Origin of the sequence: Ktedonobacter racemifer DSM 44963, assembly GCF_000178855.1 — a bacterium.
GTDB classification, from domain to species: domain Bacteria; phylum Chloroflexota; class Ktedonobacteria; order Ktedonobacterales; family Ktedonobacteraceae; genus Ktedonobacter; species Ktedonobacter racemifer.
The window spans coordinates 1,952,677-1,973,158 of sequence record NZ_ADVG01000001.1 but is presented as its reverse complement, the minus strand read 5'-3'; the positions used below and the strand labels follow the sequence as shown (position 1 = coordinate 1,973,158).

Below are 20,482 nucleotides of genomic sequence, written 5' to 3'. Positions count from 1 at the left end.
TGGTATCATTAGAACGTATATTCTACAAAGAAGTTGGATGTGAGCGAAGCATCAGCACATCTCTGGAGAGGCAGAGCACCATGAAGCGAACGAAGACGCCAACTTTTCTCCTCGAATTGCCTCTCCAAGTCGATTGGAGCCAGGAACGCTGTTTGCGCGCGCACCTGGAAGCCGCTCGCTGTCTGTATAACGCTGTGCTTTCTGAGGCAAACAAGCGGCTCAGGCGTATGCGCAACGACCCGGCATGGGCAAAAGCACGTGCACTTCCTCGCTCACACTCCCAAGCACGCGCACAGGCTTTCTCAGCCTTGCGCAACACCTACCACTTCTCAGAATACGAGATGCACGACTATGTAAAGTCTGCTCGCATCTCGTGGATCGCCGACCACATCGAGAGTACGATGGCCCAGACGCTCGCCACACGGGCCTATCAAGCCACCAATCGCGTCTGTGTCGGGAAGGCGAAACGGGTTCGGTTTCGCAGCAAGGAACGCGGCATTGATAGCGTGGAGGGCAAGCGCAACGATGTCGGGATGCGCTTCGTGCTCGATCCCAACGCTGGAGATGGCGGCTTCCTCATCTGGAACGAGCAGGTCATTCCCGCTCTCATTGACTGGCGTGATCCAGTCATCCAGCATGGGCTGCGCCACACGATCAAGTATGTGCGCCTGGTCAGACGCCGTGCATCCTCACCACAAGCTCACGGAGCCGATCACGATGGCTACCGCTATTGTGTGCAACTGATCTTAGAGGGCCACGCGTTCATCAAACCTAAACACACGCAGCAAGGTTCTGACAGCATCGGCCTGGATATCGGACCCAGCACACTAGCCATTGTCCCGCGCACTGGCAAAGCCGACCTGGTCACGTTCTGCGAGGAACTGGCCCCCGATACCCGAAAAAAACGACGATTGCAGCGCAAGATGGACCGGCAAAGACGCGCCAACAATCCAGAAAACTACGACGAGAAAGGGCGCGTCAAAAAACAGGGCAAGACCCGCCTGCGCTGGCGCGAGAGCAAGCGATACCAGGCGACCAGGCGACAGCACGCCAACACCGAACGCAGGCTCGCTGCCCACCGCAAGAGCTTGCATGGGAATCTTGCGCATACCATCGCGCAGATGGGCAACACGATCACTCTAGAAAAGACGTCGTTCAAAGGATGGCAGAAGCAGTATGGTCGAAGCGTCGGACTTCGCGCACCAGGGATGTTTGTAGCGCATCTGGCCCGCATAGTTGCGAAAACTGGCGGCACCCTGGTAGAAGTCTCTGCCTACAAAACCAAACTGAGTCAGTATTGCCATCACTGTGGGCGGTACGTAAAGAAATCCAGGTCGCAGCGGTGGCATTCCTGCGACTGCGGGTTGGGGCCGGTGCAGCGCGATCTGTACTCGGCCTTCCTGCTGGCCCACCTGGACCCGGAACAAACCATCCCCTCGGTCACCCAGCCTGTCTGGGAAGGTGCGGAGCCGCGCCTGCGAGCCGTGATGGAGGGGCTGCGACAACGTGCAAATGAGGGGCATGTCTTGCCCCGAAGCATGGGCCTGCTGGCTTCTGACAAAGCTGCCCGTGCCCGAGCGCGTCGGCTCAAAAGTCCTGCCTATCCCCACCAAGAGCCGCTCTCCTTTTCGGGGGAGAACGGAAGCGTTGGGTGAGCAACAGGAACCCTCGCGCATTCATGCCGGGGAGGTCTCAGCCCTCGTTAGCCTCATTGCGATTCCGCCTTTATTGTTGAGAATAGCGTACCTGAACAATTCGTGAAAAAAAATTGGTTTTGTGTTGATGGGTTTGAATAACTTTCTATCAGATAGGGATAACCTGAATAGTGACGGAGGGAAAATAGGTTGCTTGATGGAACACTGTTCATAAAGAGCGCTTTATTCTCTCTAAGGGTTATGTCTCTTTTTGAGAATTGGTTGTAATTTATAAGCTTGACCAAACAATCAGATCTGATCACTTAACACGATCTTTGTCTGATGAAGAAAGGAACCCTGGTATGAGGTGTGATAGTGCGCAGTATTGGGATGAAGATCCGGAAACCGTGAGGCTCAGAGATACTATCGGTAGTTTTGAGCTAGACGAAGCCGAACTTCAACAAGTTTCTGGTATGGGTGGCGATACTAGCGGAGGCTATGGCAACGGCTATGGTAACGGCTATGGCGGCTATGGCAACGGCTATGGCAACGGCTATGGCAACGGCTATGGAGGTTATGGCAACGGCTATGGAGGTTATGGTAACGGCTATGGCGGCTATGGCAACGGCTATGGCGGCTATGGCAACGGCTATGGAGGTTATGGCAACGGCTATGGAGGCGGCTATGGTGGCTTTGGAGGCGGCTATGGTGGCTTTGGAGGCGGCTTTGGAGGTGGCCGTGGTGGCTTTGGTGGGCACAAAGGTATCGGGGGCGGCGGCAAAGGCCACAGAGGGGGTTGCGGCTGCTAGAAAAAGCTGATCGTCGGGGAAAGGTTGTTCCAGCACATTTACTCCTACGTCAGCAAAACGCCGGCGCGGAGGCTCCGGCGTTCACGCCTGGGGAGGAAGCGCCGCCTCTCCCTGCCCGTAGGCATAGCCATCTTTTTGGTGCAATGGTGTACAATAGCAAGCGTGAATGCCTTCGACCATGCCGTAAGGGTGGCCCATGAGTTTAAAGTACCTGTCGGTTTTGATCGCAACGCGTCCCACGTAGGTGCCGATCTTCTTCCCTTTCGTCACCCTGGCGCGGACCAGATCTCCGGTGCGAAAGCCCTGCACGCGGCTCGACCCTTTGGCTCGTCCGACCGGAAACCCATGCTTATCGACGTTGACCATGCGTCTCGCTTGCCGACCCGTCGCCTCGATGATCCAGGGACGAACGTGCTGGACCTCAAGACGTGCTGGCGTCGAGCGTCCGCAGCAAGCGGCATCGATCCAGTGCCTCTTGGGAAGGTCCCGGCTCGCTCGGTTCCACTTGGTGAGGCCGCCAGAACCGGTTTCTAGCGGCGTCCCCAGCGCCTTGAGGTGCGCGTACAGCGCCCATCTCGTGCTGTTGACCGCGGCAGCGTCTCTCATGGGCGCTTTGCGCTGTGCCTGGATCCGCGCGAGCACTTCCGGCCGATCGGCCAGGAACGCTTCGAGCGCTTGATCGGCCTTGCTCTGATTACAGCGGTGGCATGCGATCACCAGATTGGCGATCCGGTCGCTGCCCCCGCGGCTCTGGGGAAGCACATGATCAATCTCGAGAGGGACTCCGCTGCCCTGGAAGTAGGCGCACTGATACTCCCATTTCGCTAGCAGATACTGGCGCACTTCGGTTCCTCACAGGGTGCCGCGCTGGTAGTCCACCCCCTCGATCGCGGGGTTTTGCAGCAGCGCCAGGTCAAAACGCACCAGTTCCAAAGAGAGCGCACCAACCGGACACCAGCGGGCAAGCCGCCAACCTGTTTAACATGGGGATTGGAGAGCATCCGGCTGGAAAAGCTACCGAATGGTCCGAACGTGGGCACCTCCAGACAACGGCTCCTTGGTGCTCGCACCAAGGGGGCTGGTCAGCATCGGGTCCTGTCCCAGACCGCACGGAGCGGCTTCGGACAAGCCCCCAGGTTCACCTGTGGGGTCGCTGACCACAAGAGATGAGAAAAAGAACCCTCCGAACCAGGCTAGAAGTGAGAACAGAAATACCTGGTTTGTGACACGCCGCCGGCGGTTTTCAAACCGCGCAGCTGCTTGTGGCACTCCTACGTACGCGACCCTCTGAGTGGATGTCGCATGGGAACGATTTGGCGAGGTTCGTAGTGGGTGAGCAATACCCAAAGAGGCGCTTGTCACCTCAGGTGTCTCTTCCCCCCTTCCGGGGGCGCGGCTGCGCGATGCCCTGCGCGACCACGGCTCCATGCCCTGTGCCAAGAATGGATGGTTCTTCTGCGCGTTGGGTGGCCCGGGAGCCGTGCCCACCTCCCGCTTTCGCGGACCTCTCTGCCTGCAGAGGAGCGTGAGGCTTTTCCTGGTGACGATGTTGGGATCCAACGAAAACACGTGTATGTCTGCATATGGCTCATGCAGAGTATAGCACAAATAGAACGTAAGTTCAATCTCTCCGGGAAGGGAAGGAGCGGCCAGCAAAGGCTGAAGCCCGCGAAAAACCCGCCTCACCGCTGGGGCTGCAAGTCCCAGCGGTGAGGCGGTGAGTTCTTCTCTGCCAAAGGAGGGTTTTTGTTATTGAAGTAGGGCGAAGATATAACGTTAAAGAGACTAATAAGCATATTTAATGCTCATGCATATCATTTTGCTATCTATAAGTAATATGAATAGTGAAGGCAGTTGAAGTGCGTAAAATAGTAAAGTTTGCAAGCCTGATCAACTTCCAACAAAAAAAGATAGTGTAAGGCGGTTACTGTTGTTTGTAAACTCTGCTAGATGTATTTCGAGTTGCTGTGATAAAAATTTTTAGCATACACAGAGGAAAGGTTCTAACTGTATGAAGTGGAACATTTTTGGCTCAAAGAGCAATAAGGCCCAGGACGTGATTGCTGATGAGATGGTCGAATTAAGCGACAGCGACCTGGAGATGGTCGATGGTAGCAGTGGCTTTGGAGGCGGCGGCTTTGGAGGCGGCGGCTTTGGAGGCGGCTATGGCGGCTTTGGAGGCGGCGGCTTTGGAGGCGGCTATGGCGGCTTTGGAGGCGGCTTTAAAAAGCTTTTCAAGGGCTTTGGCCACTTTGGTAAAGGTTATGGCGGCTTTGGAGGCGGCTATGGCGGCTTTGGAGGCGGCGGCTTTGGGTGTTTCTAAGTAATAATTAGTTGTAGCGATGCTTCAATGGGAGAGTAGACATTGTATAGCGTCTAACTCTCCCATTATAGGCTGGCGCAATAGGTTGTTCTATGGAATTTGGACCTTTCTGCAAGAGGAGGCGGTTTAAATAAATAGAATAATTTGCTTGTATGCATAAATTAAAGCGAATACTTTTTTGAACTGTAAATAAAAAATTTGGTTACTTTGTCTAATAAATATAATATAGATAGGTAGCCTATGTGGAGAGAAAAAGTGGATAATTGCGAGGTCTGGCTATATATCTCCACGAATATGATGAAGAGGTTGAAGCGGGAGAGGTTGTCGTTACAGCTTCGTTTCCCTTTTCTTAAAAAAAGGTTACCACGGATACTTCAGGTTGAAACAGAGAAAGGAACATATACATGATGTCACATGAGTATCATACAGGGAACGACCACGAAGCGCTTGCTAATGAAATCGAGCTGAATGATGAGCTGTTGACTATGATCAATGGCGGAGTGGATGGTCTAGGTGGAATGGGAGGCGGAGCGGATGCTCTAGGTGGAATGGGAGGCGGAGCGGATGCTCTAGGTGGAATGGGGGGCGGAGCGGATGCTCTAGGTGGAATGGGAGGCGGAGCGGATGCTCTCGCAGGTGGCGCGCCAGGAGGAGCGGCTGGTCTTGCAGGTGGCGCGCCAGGAGGAATGGATGGCCTCGGGAGCTTTTCTAAATTGCTATCATCTCTGCCTTTACTTGGCGGCGGTGGCTTGCTTTAAAACGAGCTATTGAATATTTCAGTGTGCCATAAAGTCTATGGCACACTGATGTCTATCAACAGAAAGTAACCTAATGTACTCTCGAGCATTCGTTTCCGTTGCGTAATGTATGTGAGATGAACTTCATGTTCAGTTGCTAACTCGTTGAATGTCTTCTGCCCTTTGATTTGCCTCTAAGGCCACCTTCGTTTTCTCTTCCTCACTGTAGTGCTCCCGTTGAACAGACGCCGCTTTCCTCCTCTGGACGTTTCACTCCATCGCTTCATTCTATCTTGTTTCTCTGTCCAGACTCTGGGGATGTTATAGAGAAATACATCTCTCACTTTCCGAGTCAATCATTATCAAGTGATTTGGGAAAGTTATTATAATGCATTTAGTAGATTTAATTTTGTAGTGGTAGCATAGAAAATTAAATGCCTATGTTGAATCCTAACCATCCTGTCTTCCGTAGAAACGCGCTTCAACACTACTTACAAGGCCAGGAGAAAGATACCGTACCGCAATTTATCAATGCTCCGCTGGCGCTTGTGATGTGGCTCTTATTGGCCATAGTGGTAGTGACGTGTATCGTGTCCTGGTACCAGGAGATCCCTTTATATAATGCTGGGGCGGGCATTGTTCTTAAGCAAGCAAAGTCGGATCAAAGCAATGTTGTGGTTTTTGTGCCCTGGTCACCGGCATTGCAGCCGCGTGTGGGACAAACTGTCTCGCTGAGTGTAGGAGGGGCTGGTAGCCAGCAAATAACAGGCACTATCGCGCAGGTGAATCTAAAGTCTCAGAGCCCCGCTACACTATGTCAGCAATATGAGCTGATGGCTGGCTGTAGTCTACTGGTCAGACAACCCTCGATTGCCATACTGATTCAGGCACAGGCACTACCAACCGAAAGATATGCCGGAGCAATTGTTCTTGCCAACGTGCAGACAGGATCACAGCGGATGCTTGCGTTCTTTCCTGGGTTAGAGCGGCTAGCTGGAAAGTCAGGTTAAGAATATGGTCAAAGAGCTCCAAGCAAAAGACGAAACGATGAAATTGCCAAAGGGGCCAGGTGGTAAAGGAAAAGAAAAGCCTGTCGAGAAACGCTCTGCGGGCTTCACTTTCCCTCGCTTGTTCAAGCGTCGCATTGCTCCGATATTGCAGGTAAGTGAAATTGAATGTGGTTTAACTTGCCTGGCAATGATTCTTAGCTACTACGGGCGCAAAACAACGCTGACGGAACTGCGTTCCCGTATGGGTGTTGGGCGCGATGGCCTCTCGGCCTTAACAATCGTCAAGGCCGCGCGTCACTATGACTTGAGGGTACGCGCTGTTTCCTTGCAGAAGAATGATTTGCGTGCGGTGAGCTTGCCCGCTATCGTACATTGGGAGTTCAATCATTTTCTGATTGTAGAGCGCTGGACGAAGAAGTATGTCGAGGTCGTGGATCCCGCTCGGGGACGTCAACGCCTCAGTATGGAGGAGTTCGATCAGGGCTTTACCGGCGTGGTTATTATGCTTGAGCCCAAGGCCAACTTTGATCGCCAGGGCCAGGCTCCCCCCTTAACCCTGGTTCAATACCTGACAGTATTCATTAAGCAGATTCCGGGCTTCCTACTTCAGATACTTCTGGCCTCGCTCTTCCTACAGGCAATGGGGCTGATCCAGCCAGTTCTTACCAAGATCATCATGGATCAAATCATCCCTTTTAAATTAGCAAGCCTGATGGAGATCCTCGCGATCGGCATGATTCTGCTCGTTTTGGCCCAGATCTTGATCTCGCTCTTACGTGAATGGTTGCTTGTATACTTAAGAGCGCGTCTAGATACGCATATGATGCTCGGCCTCTTTGAACATTTAATGACGTTACCTTATAGCTTCTTTCAACAGCGCTCAACTGGTGACCTTCTGAGCCGATTAGGCGCTAACAGCGTTATCCGCGATATGCTCAGTAGTCAACTCATTTCTACTGTTTTAGACGGGGGAATGGTGATTACGTATCTCTTTATCCTTCTCTGGCAATCACCCGTGTTCCTCGGTTTGGCCCTGCTTATCGGTGGCATTGAAATTGCCTTTGTAATCGGGACCTATCCTGTAATGCGAGATATGTCCAGGCAGATGCTCACGGCACAGGGGCGCTCACAGGGCTATCTGACGGAAGCTGTCAATGGTATCTCGACCCTCAAGGCTGCTGGCGCAGAAGATAGAGCCGTGGATCGTTTGACCAACCTGTTCTTTGCTCAATTGAACATTTCAACGCGCAGCAGTTACTTTTCGGCAGTCTTTGGGACTGTCAAAACCATCTTGCAATCGCTCTCGTCACTGGCTCTGCTCTGGGTAGGAACCATGCAGGTGCTTAATGGCTCAATGTCTCTGGGCACGATGCTCGCTCTCAATACACTTGTGGGGGCTTTCCTGGCTCCTCTGATCTCACTTGTGGGCAGCGCGCAGCAGTTACAGAGTATTCAGGCGAATTTTGAGCGTCTCTCAGATATCATTGCCAGTCCTCCTGAGCAAAACAAACAGGTCGTTGTTATGCCTCCCAGGCTGACAGGGCAAATTCACTTGGAGAATGTGAGCTTCCGTTATGCTGAGGGGGCGCCCGAAGTGTTGCGTAATATCAACCTGAGTATCAGACCCGGGCAGAAAGTTGCCATCGTTGGACGTACAGGAAGCGGAAAAAGTACCCTGGGCAAGTTGGTCCTCGGGCTAAACCTGCCAACTGATGGGATGATTGTCTACGACGGCATGCCGCTACAATATCTGAACTATCAAGAGGTGCGCCGCCAGTTTGGCGTGGTGCTTCAGGAGTCAACCCTCTTTAGTGGGACAATTGCGCACAATATTCGCCTGAATAATCCCAACCTGACGATGGATGAGGTGATCAGGGCCGCGCGTTTAGCGGCTCTGCACGATGATATCGTGAAAATGCCTATGGGGTATGAGACGCATGTTGGCGAAGGGGGAAGTGCTTTATCGGGGGGACAACGTCAGCGCCTGTCTATCGCCCGCGCCATCGCCCATAGACCCTCTATTCTGCTCTTTGATGAAGCTACCAGTGCGCTCGATATCGCGACAGAGCAGCGTGTTGCCAGCAATATGTATGCCCTCTCATGTACGCAGATCATTATTGCCCATCGCCTGAGCACGATCTGTACCGCTGACTTAATCCTGGTCTTAGATAACGGTACTATTGTCGAGCAGGGGACACATGACCAGCTTGTACAGCGTGGGGGCTTCTACGCTGGCCTGATTCTCTATCAGATTGAACGCGAGGATACACGGCCGATGACGGCACTCACGATAAAAGGCTAAACGTCAAATCAAAACTTGCACATAGGATTTTTGGTTGATTGTACAGAAGAAATGGCAGGAGGGCCAGAGCAAACGCTCTGGCCCTCCCGTTGTATGCAAGATGATTGAGTATTGAGAAGAGGCGACGGAAAGAGCCAGCCAGTAGGGGCAAGATAGTAGTTCTCTGACAAAAAACGGAAGGGCGCAAAGTGAAAGCGCAGAGCCATTCTAAGATATGCATAGGCTGAATATAAAGAGGAAGCGTATTTTAATCTATAGTAAATATCGTTTTGCATGATAAATATAATAAAGATAGGTATTCCACTGGCAGAGTGAAGGACAATGAATAGTGAGGAATGCATTCTTGTCTTTCACAATGTTGAAAGAGGTGAAGTAGAATAGAGTCCTTCAAGAGGACTGGCTCTGCTTCAGCTGCAGGGGTGCCGTAAATAATCAGGTTGAAACCAAGAAAGGAACATACACAAATGCAGTATGATATGACCCGCGCGTGGAAAGACGAAGAGTATCGCGAGAGCCTGGACGAGTCGATTGAAAGCCCGGTAGCCGAGCTGAGCGAGGCCGAACTGGAGCAGATCACCGGGACCGGCGGTTACGGTGGCGGCGCTGGTGGCGGTATCGGCGTTGGCGGTGGTGTGGAGAAGTACGGCGTTAGCGCTTTCGGCGTCAAAGGCAACTCCTACTTCTGCGGCAACTACTCGTATCGACCCCGCACCAACCTGAACCTCGGAGATAGCCGTACCGATGAGGGTCAGAGCAGCAGCACCGGCAAAATAGAGGGAGACGAAGAATCTCTCATTAGCGCCCTGAGTACCAACACGCGCAATGAGCGCAACAATCGCTTCGATTTTTCGTGCAGTATCTCGGGTGGCTTCGGTGGATTCTGTCTCTTCGGCGGAAAATAGAGCACACCAGTAGCGCTATTTTAGACAGAAGCAAGCATAAGAGAGTCAGGGCATATGCCCTGACTCTCTTGCATGTGGAAACGCGTGCCGTGAGAAGCCGATATGATCGGGCACTACGCAGATACCATGTTGTTTGTGACACTCCGCCAACGGTTGAAACCGTACGGCTTCTTCGTGCACTCCTTCGTAGTCGGTGCTGTGAGTCGATGTAGCGTGGCTACAACTCGTTCAACCCCGTAGTGGGAGAGGAATACGCTCAAGCTCTGATCTACACATCAGATATCTTGAAGGGCGGTGCCCTGCCCGTTCACGCTCTCATGCCTTGCTTTGCCGTTGTGTAGCCCTGCGAAGCTTTTGACAGCTTGGAGAGAGTGAACACCTTTTTCTTTCGAGAACTGCTGTTGCCAGCAGTGGGAGGCTTTTCTTCTGCATGTTCTTCGTGCTCGCAACACTTCCTAAAGCCGTACCGGGGTCGTGCCTTCGTTGCTGCATTTGCTTATTATAACAGGAGAACGTTTGTTCGTCAAGTGCAAGGCTAAAGCCACAAACGCCTCACCACTGCCGTTGAAACGGCGTGGCTTGCGGCGGGCTAAAGCCCATATCGTCACGCCTCGCAAAACGTGCTCCTAGCCCCGCCCTGGTTCGCTTGTGGAAAGAGTGTATAGAGGTTTTCCACACGCGAAGACCTGGATAGTTATCTAACATGAAAGAGTAGTATTAAAATAATGGAGAATATGGTTTCTTTAATTTATAATAAATGCTATTTTGTATATTAAGTATAATAGCAACAGGTAGCCCACTTGGCAGGTGAGAGATGGAACATGTAGAAAGGCTTCATCTTGCGCCGGGAAGAAGAGAAGGGGAGTAGCGTGCTTCAAGGAGACGCGCTCCAGGTTCTCGAAAGGGGTGCCGTAATAATCAGGTTGAAACCAAGAAAGGAACATACACAAATGCAGTATGATATGACCCGCGCGTGGAAAGACGAAGAGTACCGCGAGAGCCTGGACGAGTCGATTGAAAGCCCGGTAGCCGAGCTGAGCGAGGCCGAGCTGGAGCAGATTACCGGGACCGGCGGCTACGGTGGCGGCGGTGCTGGCGGTATCGGCGTTGGCGGTGGTGTGGAGAAGTACGGCACCAGCGCTTTCGGCGTCGTTGGCAACTCCTACTTCTGCGGCAACTACTCGTATCGGCCCCGCACTAATGTGAACCTTGGCGACCAGCGCCGTAATGAGGGTCAGAGCAGCCTCCTCGGCAAAATAGAGGGGGGAGACGAAGAATCTCTCGTTACCGCCCTGGGCACCAACACGCGCACTACCCGCAACGATCGCTTCGATTTTGGGTGCAGCATCTCAAGCGGCTTCGGTGGGAACTGCATCTTCGGTGGAAACTAGGGCTACGCGAGTAGCGCTATTTTAGGTGGAAGCAAGCACAAGAGGGTCAGGGCATATGCCCTGACCCTCTTGCACGTGGAGTCGGGCGAACGGGGCGAGTGCGAAGGTCGGGGAAAGAGGGGCATATTGTCATATATACTAAATATCGTTTTACATCTTAAGTATAATAGCAATAGGTAGCCCGCTTGTCAGGTGAAAGGTGAAGCAGGTGGAAAAGCCTCATCTTGCGCCGGGAAGAAGAGAAGTGGAGCAGCGTGCTTCAAAGGGACGCGCTCCAGGTTCTCGAAAGGGGTGCCGTAACAATCAGGTTGAAACCAAGAAAGGAACATACACAAATGCAGTATGATATGACCCGCGCGTGGAAAGACGAAGAGTATCGCGAGAGCCTGGACGAGTCGATTGAAAGCCCGGTAGCCGAGCTGAGCGAGGCCGAACTGGAGCAGATCACGGGCACGGGCGCTGGTGGCTACGGTGGCGCTGGCGGTGGTATCGGCTACGGTGGCGGTGTGTCTGAGGGTTATCGCTCTGCTGGCGGCATTGTCGCCAACTCCTACTACTGTGGCAACTTCTCCATTCGCCCCCGCACCAACCTGAATCTCGGAGATCGCCGTACCGATGAGGGTCAGAGCAGCCTCCTCGGCAAAATAGAGGGGGGAGACGAAGAATCTCTCGTTACCGCCCTGAGTACCAACACGCGCGATACGCGCACCAATCGCTTCGACTTTTCGTGCAGCATCTCAAGCGGCTTCAATGGGAACTGCATCTTCGGTGGAAACTAGAGCTACGCGAGTAGCGCTATTTTAGGCGGAAGCAAGCACAAGAGGGTCAGGGCATATGCCCTGACCCTCTTGCACGTGGAGTCGGGCGAACGGGGCGAGTGCGAAGGTCGGGGAAAGAGGGGCATATTGTCATATATACTAAATATCGTTTTACATCTTAAGTATAATAGCAATAGGTAGCCCGCTTGTCAGGTGGAAGGTGAATCAGGTGGAAAAGCCTCATCTTGCGCCGGGAAGAAGAGAAGGGGAGCAGCGTGCTTCAAAGGGACGCGCTCCAGGTTCTCTCGCGGGGTGCCGTAACAATCAGGTTGAAACCAAGAAAGGAACATACACAAATGCAGTATGATATGACCCGCGCGTGGAAAGACGAAGAGTACCGCGAGAGCCTGGACGAGTCGATTGAAAGCCCGGTAGCCGAGCTGAGCGAGGCCGAACTGGAGCAGATCACGGGCACGGGCGCTGGTGGCGGTGGTGGTATCGGCTACGGTGGCGGTGTGTCTCAGGGCTATGGCTTTGCTGGCGGCATTGTCGGCAACTCCTACTACTGTGGCAACTTCTCCATTCGCCCCCGCACCAACCTGAACCTCGGAGATCGCCGTACCGATGAGGATCAGAGCAGCAGCACCGGCAAAATAGAGGGGGGAGACGAAGAAAAATCTCTCATTAGCGCCCTGAGTACCAACACCCGCACTACCCGCAACCATCGCTTCGATTTTGCGTGTAGCATTTCTGGTGGCATTGGTGCCAGCACGTGTATCTTCGGCGGAAACTAAATTACTCTATTTGCGCGACTTTAGTAGCGCAACGAGAAGAGGGTCAGGGCATATGCTCTGGCCCTCTTCTCGTTGGAAAACGATCGTCTTCAGAAGCTATAGAGAAAAGCTCTAAATAATTGCCAAAAACGTATTATATATGCTTTAACAGCTATTTATGTATTGCATATACTAAAGCAGGTAGACCACTTGAGGAGTGGAGGACAGAAGGCTACGAGGATTTTGTCTTTCATCGTTATTAAGAAGAGGTGAAGTGGGGTGGTGTTCTGCAAAGGGACGAACTCTGTTTTCACTGAGGGATACCAGAATGTTCAGTATAAAACAGAGAAAGGAAGACATAGTAATGCTGTATAACATGGTATACGCGTGGAAAAATGAGGAGTATCGTGAGCAGTTGAGCCAGGGCGAGCAGCCTCAGTTGCCTGAATGTCCGGCTGGTGAGGTGGAACTGAGCGAGGCTGAGCTGGAGTTTATTAACGGCATGAGTGGAGGCTTTGGCGGCGGTTATGGTGGAGGCTATGGCTTTGCTGGCGGCATTGTCGGTAACTCCTACTATTGTGGCAACTACTCAGGCGGTGGCACAACCAATTTGGGGTTTGACGGAGGCACCTTTGGTGGAGATACCTTTGACGGAGGCATCTTTGGCGGAGGTAGCAGGTTTAACTTTTCATGCAGCGTCTCAGGTGGCTTCGGCGGCAACTGCATCTTCGGTGGAAAATAAATAAAGAGCCGAAGGCATTTGCTGCAGACAGCAGGAGAGCCACCGCTCATGCCCTGGCTCTCCTGCCTTCTACTCAGTGGGAAGTTGCACATAATGATTACAAATATGCTGAAAATATTATAATCCACATAATATATTTAGTTTTACTTTTTAGATATACTGGTAACAGGTGCCCCGTAAGAGATGCAAATGAATGAGAGTTGTGGGCGTAGCCACAACTTCCAAAGAAGTGAAAGAGGTGAGGCAGAGGAAATCCCTTCAAGGGAGAAGGCTCTGCGGGCGCTGATGGGTATTACGACAATCAGGTTGAAACCGAGAAAGGAATATAGAGTTATGCAGTTTGATATGACACGCGCGTGGAAAGACGAGGAGTATCGCCAGAGCCTGAGCCGGGAGCAGTGGGCGCAGTTAATCGAGAGTCCAGCAGGTGAGGCCGAACTGAGCGAGGCCGAACTGGAGCAGATCAATGGTACTGGTCCCGGTGGTGGCCTCGGCAAGGGGGGTGGTGTAGCTGAGTCCGGAACCAGCGCTTTTGGTGTTAAAAATAACTCCTACTACTGCAACAACTTCTCGATTCGCCCCACAACCAACGTGAATCTTGGTGAGAATGACCGTAACAGAAACGGCCTGCTTGATAACCTCACCATCGCTCTCTTTGGAGATCATACCACTCGGGATCGTAGAAACATTAATTTCGATTTCGGATGCAGCATTTCGAGCGGCATCGGTAATAACGTGTGTATCTTCGGGGGCAATAAATAAAGAGCGCACACATCTATTGGCGCATACCCGATACAAGAGAGAAGAGAGGCGGGGCATCAGCCCCGGCCCTCTTTTTTTATTTCACTATATTATATTGCCTGCTTGTATTGCATTATAAGACAGTCTTTTGCCTGATTAATATAATATTAATAGAGAATTTTGAGGAAAATAATATGTGGAAAGTTAACAAAAGTCTCTGCATAGTTTAGATGCATTGATGAAGTAAATTTAAAATACTCTTCCTTCTGGTGCATCGTTGTGAAAAGAGCATCATATTATTTTTCCTCTCTCATTGCTAACTCTCAGATCTTATTCCGAACCCCAACCACCTAACCCCCATTCGGGGGCAAGCAGTGGCACGGCGCCACTTGCGTGCCTAGCGCTTCGCCACCATTCGGGGACCACCTAAAGGTGGCATGGCAAGCGCGCTCAGGTTTTTGGATAAGAAGCATTAGTGTTTTGAGGAAAGCATACCTATGAGCATGAAAGAGATTACCTCACCTACAAGCGCATCTACGCTTGAGCAGCAGTTATATACACATGTGAGCGCGAACTGGTACCGCGCCCTGACACTCGCGGAGCGGGCCGCTCTGCTTGCCCGCGCAGACAAACCTTTCCCTACGCCATCGCAGGAAGCAAGCGCAACTGCGAAACGGCGATTGGCACGCTGGAAGGAGCAGCGCCCCTTTAAAGATGAGTACTATTTCGCGCAGCGCCTGGCAAAGATTGGCGTAACGGAGGAAGAGTTCCTGCAATTGCTGAGTGTGCCCCCTGAATTCCTCAAAGAGTGCGCCGCTACCGTACCTGAGTGGCTACGTACCCTGCTTTCTATCTTTCAAGACGAGCAGGCACCAGAGGAGGCGGTGCTCAAGCTCATAGAGCAGAACCAGGCTCTCTCTCATTCGTTTATTACCACGCTTCGACCCCTATTGATATATGCCTGTCGACGCCTGAAGGATGGTGTGGATAGTATTGCGGAAGAATTTACGGCTCTGCCTTTTGAACGGGAGCAGGTCGTCACGAAGCTCTTCGCGCTCTTGCCAGACTTCCTCTTGAATCAGTCAGCCAAGACCTTTGTGCTTGAGCTAAACGTCGCGCGTGTGCAAGGGCGCTTGCAGGGCGAGACGCCAGAAGAACGCTTTCAAAACTTTCTGCAACAACTCAGCTCAAAACAAAACATACTGGCGTTCCTGGAAGAATACGTCGTACTTGCTCGCTTGCTTATTGAGGGCATCGAAAGCTGGCTGGAGGTCCACCTGGAAATCCTGAGGCGGCTCTGTCGTGATTGGCAAGAGATACGCGCGACCTTCTCTCCTGATCAGGACCCGGGCCTGCTGATTGAGATACAGGGGGGACAGGGCGATACGCATCGAGGTGGACAGAGTGTGTCTATTCTGCGGTGGAGTTCTGGCTTTCGGCTGGTGTACAAACCGCGTCCACTTTCTACAGACATCCATTTTCAAGAATTGCTGTTATGGCTGAATGAGCATGACTTTCAACCCGCTTTTCGCCCCTTTACGTTGCTCAACCGAGAGCAGTATGGCTGGGTAGAGTTTCTTCCCAGCACCACCTGCCAATCCACTGATGAGCTTGAGCGCTTTTATCAGCGACAGGGTGGCTTTCTAGCGCTTCTTTATGCCTTGCAGGCCGCGGATTTCCACGCTGAAAACCTGATCGCTTGTGGCGAGCATCCCTTTTTGATCGATCTAGAGGTGTTATTCCTGCCTCTGGCGGGGGACCCGGCAGAAGCATCTGAAGCGAATCAGGAAGCCTACGTAGTGGATGGGCCGCCGCGCACTGTCTTAAATATAGGGCTGTTACCCAGCCGTATCTGGTCAGACGAGAATCAGGACGGTGTTGATATTAGTGGCGTAGGAGGTAGACCAGGCCAGCTCTCGGCAGTTCCTGTATCAACCCTACAGGGAATGGGAACTGACGAAATGAGCATTAAGCGCGAGCGGATTGAGATGGCGCTTGGTCAGAACTTGCCGACGCTACAAGGACAACCTGTTGATCCCTTCGATTATTCTGAGTGCCTGGTGATAGGTTTTACTAGCGTATATCGCCTGCTACTTGCTCATCGCGAGGAGTTTTTGACGAGAATGATACCGCGCTTCGCGCAGGACGAAGTGCGCTGCCTGGTCCGCCACACGCAACTTTACTACACCTTGCTGGAGCACAGCCACCATCCTAATATGCTGCGCGATGCCCTGGATCGTGACCGGTTGTTTGACCGTTTATGGTTTACTGTTGACACCATTCCGCCGCTCTTACACGTGATCGATGCCGAGACTGCTGATATGTGGGCCGGGGATATTCCCTTCTTCTATTCCCATGCCTCCTCTCGTGATCTCATGAGTTACCGTGGTGAGCGTATTCCTAAATTCTTCGTTGAGTCCGGGTTAGACATGGTGCAACGAGAGATTTCGCGCCTGAACGAACGAGACCTTGCCCTGCAAAGCTGGCTTATTCGCTCATCATTTATCTATCTGGTGAATGGGTCCAATAGAAATCTCTACCCTTCATTACAGCTAGACCCTACGCCGAGACCGTTCTCACACGAGAGAGTCCTGGATGCGGCCCTGGCAGTGGGAGAGCGGCTGCACGAACTGATGCTAGAGAATGGCGAATTCATTGACTGGATGGGCGTTTCGATTTTTGACCAGGAGACATGGAGTTTAGGGCCAGCCGGTGCCGATTTATATGCTGGCAATGCTGGTATCATCTTTTTCCTGGCATACCTGGGAGCGCTCACGGGGAAAGAGAAATATAGCACCATTGCCAGGCGGGCACTCAAGATGCTCCGTGGCCAGGTGGAGTTCCACAGGAAGGTGGTGGGTTTCTTTAATATTGGCGTGTATAACGGCCTATCATCGTATGTCTACCTCCTCTCTCATCTGGGGACGCTGTGGAATGAGCCCGCTCTCTTCTCAGAGGCCGAAGAGTGTGTGCGCGCCATTGCTGGGCAGGTGCCCACAGATGAAATGCTTGATGTGGTCGCAGGTTCGGCCAGCGCTATTGCGGCTTTCTTGAGTCTCTACCAGGTTCATCCATCGCAGACAACTCTGGACGCCGCTATCGCGTGTGGTGAACGCCTGCTGGAGAAGAAAGTTCAGTTAGAAGTGGGTATTGGTTGGATTACCAAGACGGAGGATGCACCACTCGCCGGTTTGGGTCATGGGAATGCCGGTATTGCCCTCAATCTGCTCCGCCTCGCCGACATCAGTGGTGATGAACACTTCCGTGAGGCTGCTTTACAGGCTTTTGCGTTTGAGCGACATATCTTCTCGCCGCAGCATAACAACTGGCCCGATCTGCGTGCGGAAGCCGATGGAACAGAAAAGGACGAGCAGAAGAAATACATCATGGCCGCCTGGTGTCATGGGGGAGCTGGCATTGCCCTGGCTCGCCTGGGGTGCCTGCGCTACATTGATGACGAAGCCATCCGTGCGGAGATTGAGGCGGGTCTGAAGGCAACAAGGACGCGCGGCTTTGGGAACAGCCATTCGCTCTGTCATGGCGACATGGCAAGCCTGGATGCATTGCTCACCGCCGCGCTTGTGCTCGATGATCCACAATATCAGGAAAATGTTGAGCATGCCGCTCCGATTATTCTGGAGAGTATTAAACGCCAGGGCTGGATAAGTGGTGCCCCGATGGGCATGGAGACCACTGGCTTGATGTTGGGTATTACCGGCGCGGGATATACCTGGCTGCGCCTCGCGTTCCCCGATAAGATGCCTTCAGTACTACTGCTGGACCCGCCGCTAGCGTAGTCCAATAGGACAGCTATAGGTAGACTGGAGAAAACGCTGCGTCCCGTTCCTCATGGAACGGGATGCGTTTGTGTTGGAAAGGAGAGAAACGAATAGCATTGGTATCTGTTTATTCGTTAAATTACGCTATATAGCGATATATTTATGTAAATAGGGCATTAGTGGTGTAGGAAGCCAAGCGAATTTTATTGATATAATGCAATGGTCATTGATTTTTGCGCTAATAGAGTACATAATAGTAATGTGAATTGTATATGGCACTGGTGTAAGAAAGGAGTAAATAAAGCAAATTGGTCAAATAGATTATTATGTGATATGGAGAGAAATGATGAGATACGAGTGAGATGGGGGGAATAGATGCAATAAGCACATACATTGCGTAGAACATGGAGGGTAACCTTCCTTCTCCGTATACGGATGTGGGGGGGAAGGAGATTGAGGCACGGTATGTTCTTATCTCCCTGTTCACTGTAATGAGACGCTCCTCACGCTTTGGGTAGCGCTCCAGAATCTCAGAGAAGCCCGATGGAACCACCTGAAGGATGGATGAGAATTGTCAACATCGTTGACACACTATCAAGTGCCTTCTGGCGAGAAGTGCTTCATGGTTCGTTCAGGGAAAGGAAGTCGTTCTGCACCACATGTACGAGGTGAAATCCGGGGAGATGGGCACTACAGTAGAACCCACATGCGTACGTTGGAGACTAGGCTGACGCGCGGTACGCGTGGGGTCAAGTTTCTCGAAATCATTGCCTCCCCAACCAAAGGGTGGGGGAGACACAAGTAGCGGAAAGGTCTGGGGTGGACATGTCGCAAGAAGTATCGGCAATGGCAACAACTGGCATTGAAGCGGCAGTTGATCCAACTGTTATTGTAACAGCAGTTGATCTTGATTACACTTCGTCAAACCCGGCGGACGTGGCGGGAGATGGACTGAAGAAGTGGTTCATGTACAATGATACCGTCGACAATACGCTTGGGTCTTTTGTCGTAGAGCCTGGGATACCTCCTCCTGGAAATGGAAGGGGAAGTGTACAATTCACTCTTGGGCCATCTCTGCTTCCGCCTCCTCAGCTTACGCAGCGCGATAATATCGCGACATATCAGTTCAGTGGCACACGGCTTGTTTCGATAACGGCGATGTCATATAGCGCATACTCGCATAGCGGAGTAGCGGGGCCGAATGAGTCGCCGTTTCTGAATTTTAACGTCGATTTTGACGGCAATAGAGCCGATTTCCAAGGACGACTTGTCTATGTACCAAGTGCCAATGGTGCAGTTCAGCAAGATACATGGAACACATTTGATGTGATCGGTGACTGTAGCCCCCTATGGACATGGTCACGTTTGGGAAGTCATGGGAATAAATGGCCGGACTATCCCCTCCATCAACCCCAAAGTACCAGTCAGTACCGTACATGGCATGACATTATAACTGCATTTCCGGATGCGCGTATTCTTCCAATTTCTCCGGATAATGCCGGATGGCTTGGCATTCGTGTAGGCGAACCAGGACCGACAGGTTACACGGGCAATGTCGGTTCCTTCACACTGGGTACTGCTGCGGGAACGACCACATTCGATTTTGAGCCGACAGCCATCGTGCAGGCCCGTGCCTTTGGCTTGCAGAGCACCAATCCGGCGGCGGGGCCTTTTGGGAATGTCTCGATCCAGTGTTCGGGAAGCAGCCAATCACTCACGGTTCCTTCCGCATTCGCCAGTGGAATCATTGCTGTAGGCATCACTGATACGGTTTCTAGTCCACCGGCATCGACATCTGTGCCACCAAGTGTGGATGCATCTTCGGTGATTAACCAGCTTAGCGGGCATGGAATAGTGGCTATCGGCATGAATGTCCAGGCCCATGCTACGGGATCATCACTATCACCGTCTGGCTCAACGTCCTTCGCAATGTTGATAGTCCCTGGTCAACCTGTACGCACGAACTATAGCCCTTCGCCGAATACACAGTTTACATTGCCTAATGGGGACACCTTGATGCTCAATGAGCAGGTTGTGGTGCAGCAAACAGTTCGGACCTCCATGCAGACCAATGGGCTTCACCTGCATACAGCGGGAGGAACCGACGTCCTGGCGGGCCACGTGGAGGCAACCATCACGTACGTCTAATCCGCGGAAGCAACGCTGCATGAAAGGCTCCTTTCTTCTCACATACCAGGGAAGGAGCCACTTCTTCAGTATCAGATTTGGGTGATGGTCCATAGCCGTCTGTGCTGATTGTAGTGTGACAGGAATTGAGACGTTTGCGCAAGGACTTCAACGTGATTTCCCGGCCGTGAAGGCTGCATCCTAGCTTCCCTGCAGCAATGGTCCAACGGAAGGATTGGTGAAGCGGCTCAAGTTAGTGAAACAGATGATGTATGGGCGTGGCAGTCTCGAGCTCTTGCGCCAACGAGTGCTCAGTGCTATCTCTTGATAGTGCTGAGCACTATTATATTGGAATTGGTGAGGATAATTGACCAACTTCTAATAAAATTATTGGGAAGAATACCAGGGGTCTCTTCTTTGTAATTTGGGATCTTTTCCCATGCCCAACCTGATC

15 protein-coding genes and 2 pseudogenes are annotated in these 20,482 nt (G+C 52.1%); 15 read left to right on the top strand and 2 right to left on the bottom strand.

Annotation, left to right across the window (positions count from 1 at the left end):
* Positions 1-80: 80 nt before the first annotated feature.
* Together KRAC_RS08650 and KRAC_RS70980 are read left to right on the top strand one after the other, a co-directional pair.
* Positions 81-1,655 carry a zinc ribbon domain-containing protein gene (locus KRAC_RS08650; protein ID WP_007906116.1) on the top strand — a complete coding sequence of 525 codons (1,575 nt, stop codon included), beginning with the start codon at positions 81-83 and terminating at the stop codon, positions 1,653-1,655.
* Between the two features lie 341 nt (positions 1,656-1,996).
* Complete coding sequence (locus tag KRAC_RS70980; protein WP_007906114.1) at positions 1,997-2,443, top strand: hypothetical protein; 447 nt, start codon at positions 1,997-1,999, stop codon at positions 2,441-2,443.
* Positions 2,444-2,524: 81 nt separating this feature from the next.
* Here KRAC_RS70980 and KRAC_RS08640 read toward each other — a convergent pair whose 3' ends face one another.
* A complete protein-coding gene (locus KRAC_RS08640) occupies positions 2,525-3,286 on the bottom strand; it encodes an HNH endonuclease (protein WP_244421989.1) in 762 nt (253 codons plus the stop codon).
* A 9-nt stretch (positions 3,287-3,295) separates the two neighbouring features.
* Positions 3,296-3,400 (bottom strand): annotated as a pseudogene (locus KRAC_RS75705) (RRXRR domain-containing protein); the annotation flags it as partial.
* Between the two features lie 1,054 nt (positions 3,401-4,454).
* Between KRAC_RS75705 and KRAC_RS78175 the strand changes: the two are divergent.
* The 13 genes and pseudogenes from KRAC_RS78175 to KRAC_RS75695 all read left to right on the top strand — a co-directional run.
* On the top strand, positions 4,455-4,766 hold the full coding sequence (locus KRAC_RS78175) for a hypothetical protein (RefSeq protein ID WP_007906109.1): 312 nt from the start codon (positions 4,455-4,457) through the stop codon (positions 4,764-4,766).
* A 404-nt stretch (positions 4,767-5,170) separates the two neighbouring features.
* Positions 5,171-5,524: a hypothetical protein gene (locus KRAC_RS08625; protein ID WP_007906108.1), complete on the top strand. Its 354-nt coding sequence runs from the start codon at positions 5,171-5,173 to the stop codon at positions 5,522-5,524.
* Positions 5,525-5,943: 419 nt separating this feature from the next.
* Entirely contained in the window at positions 5,944-6,513 is a 570-nt protein-coding gene (locus KRAC_RS08620; RefSeq protein WP_007906107.1) for a hypothetical protein, read from the top strand.
* Between the two features lie 37 nt (positions 6,514-6,550).
* Complete coding sequence (locus KRAC_RS08615) at positions 6,551-8,815, top strand: peptidase domain-containing ABC transporter (RefSeq protein WP_157506607.1); 2,265 nt, start codon at positions 6,551-6,553, stop codon at positions 8,813-8,815.
* Between the two features lie 464 nt (positions 8,816-9,279).
* Complete coding sequence (locus KRAC_RS08610; protein WP_007906105.1) at positions 9,280-9,717, top strand: mersacidin/lichenicidin family type 2 lantibiotic; 438 nt, start codon at positions 9,280-9,282, stop codon at positions 9,715-9,717.
* Between the two features lie 869 nt (positions 9,718-10,586).
* Positions 10,587-11,108 carry a mersacidin/lichenicidin family type 2 lantibiotic gene (locus tag KRAC_RS08605; protein ID WP_244421988.1) on the top strand — a complete coding sequence of 174 codons (522 nt, stop codon included), beginning with the start codon at positions 10,587-10,589 and terminating at the stop codon, positions 11,106-11,108.
* 335 nt (positions 11,109-11,443) lie between these two features.
* A complete protein-coding gene (locus KRAC_RS08600) occupies positions 11,444-11,887 on the top strand; it encodes a mersacidin/lichenicidin family type 2 lantibiotic (protein ID WP_007906103.1) in 444 nt (147 codons plus the stop codon).
* Between the two features lie 335 nt (positions 11,888-12,222).
* Positions 12,223-12,660, top strand: a complete 438-nt coding sequence (locus KRAC_RS08595) for a mersacidin/lichenicidin family type 2 lantibiotic (RefSeq protein ID WP_007906102.1) — start codon at positions 12,223-12,225, stop codon at positions 12,658-12,660.
* Between the two features lie 343 nt (positions 12,661-13,003).
* Positions 13,004-13,381, top strand: coding sequence for a mersacidin/lichenicidin family type 2 lantibiotic (locus tag KRAC_RS61105; protein WP_007906101.1), 378 nt, complete (start codon positions 13,004-13,006; stop codon positions 13,379-13,381).
* Positions 13,382-13,714: 333 nt separating this feature from the next.
* Positions 13,715-14,143 carry a mersacidin/lichenicidin family type 2 lantibiotic gene (locus KRAC_RS08585; RefSeq protein ID WP_007906100.1) on the top strand — a complete coding sequence of 143 codons (429 nt, stop codon included), beginning with the start codon at positions 13,715-13,717 and terminating at the stop codon, positions 14,141-14,143.
* A 476-nt stretch (positions 14,144-14,619) separates the two neighbouring features.
* On the top strand, positions 14,620-17,919 hold the full coding sequence (locus KRAC_RS08580) for a type 2 lanthipeptide synthetase LanM family protein (RefSeq protein ID WP_007906099.1): 3,300 nt from the start codon (positions 14,620-14,622) through the stop codon (positions 17,917-17,919).
* Positions 17,920-18,726: 807 nt separating this feature from the next.
* Positions 18,727-20,049, top strand: a complete 1,323-nt coding sequence (locus KRAC_RS08575) for a choice-of-anchor P family protein (protein WP_211221260.1) — start codon at positions 18,727-18,729, stop codon at positions 20,047-20,049.
* 133 nt (positions 20,050-20,182) lie between these two features.
* Positions 20,183-20,356 (top strand): annotated as a pseudogene (locus KRAC_RS75695) (ISL3-like element ISMdi2 family transposase); the annotation flags it as partial.
* Positions 20,357-20,482 lie beyond the last annotated feature (126 nt).

What these genes read in the sequence shown, in the direction of transcription:
- KRAC_RS08650 (WP_007906116.1), top strand. Translation starts at nt 81, where the DNA reads ATGAAGCGAACGAAGACGCCAACTTTTCTCCTCGAATTGCCTCTCCAA.
- KRAC_RS70980 (WP_007906114.1), top strand. Translation starts at nt 1,997, where the DNA reads ATGAGGTGTGATAGTGCGCAGTATTGGGATGAAGATCCGGAAACCGTG.
- KRAC_RS78175 (WP_007906109.1), top strand. Translation starts at nt 4,455, where the DNA reads ATGAAGTGGAACATTTTTGGCTCAAAGAGCAATAAGGCCCAGGACGTG.
- KRAC_RS08625 (WP_007906108.1), top strand. Translation starts at nt 5,171, where the DNA reads ATGATGTCACATGAGTATCATACAGGGAACGACCACGAAGCGCTTGCT.
- KRAC_RS08620 (WP_007906107.1), top strand. Translation starts at nt 5,944, where the DNA reads ATGTTGAATCCTAACCATCCTGTCTTCCGTAGAAACGCGCTTCAACAC.
- KRAC_RS08615 (WP_157506607.1), top strand. Translation starts at nt 6,551, where the DNA reads ATGAAATTGCCAAAGGGGCCAGGTGGTAAAGGAAAAGAAAAGCCTGTC.
- KRAC_RS08610 (WP_007906105.1), top strand. Translation starts at nt 9,280, where the DNA reads ATGCAGTATGATATGACCCGCGCGTGGAAAGACGAAGAGTATCGCGAG.
- KRAC_RS08600 (WP_007906103.1), top strand. Translation starts at nt 11,444, where the DNA reads ATGCAGTATGATATGACCCGCGCGTGGAAAGACGAAGAGTATCGCGAG.
- KRAC_RS08595 (WP_007906102.1), top strand. Translation starts at nt 12,223, where the DNA reads ATGCAGTATGATATGACCCGCGCGTGGAAAGACGAAGAGTACCGCGAG.
- KRAC_RS61105 (WP_007906101.1), top strand. Translation starts at nt 13,004, where the DNA reads ATGCTGTATAACATGGTATACGCGTGGAAAAATGAGGAGTATCGTGAG.
- KRAC_RS08585 (WP_007906100.1), top strand. Translation starts at nt 13,715, where the DNA reads ATGCAGTTTGATATGACACGCGCGTGGAAAGACGAGGAGTATCGCCAG.
- KRAC_RS08580 (WP_007906099.1), top strand. Translation starts at nt 14,620, where the DNA reads ATGAGCATGAAAGAGATTACCTCACCTACAAGCGCATCTACGCTTGAG.
- KRAC_RS08575 (WP_211221260.1), top strand. Translation starts at nt 18,727, where the DNA reads ATGTCGCAAGAAGTATCGGCAATGGCAACAACTGGCATTGAAGCGGCA.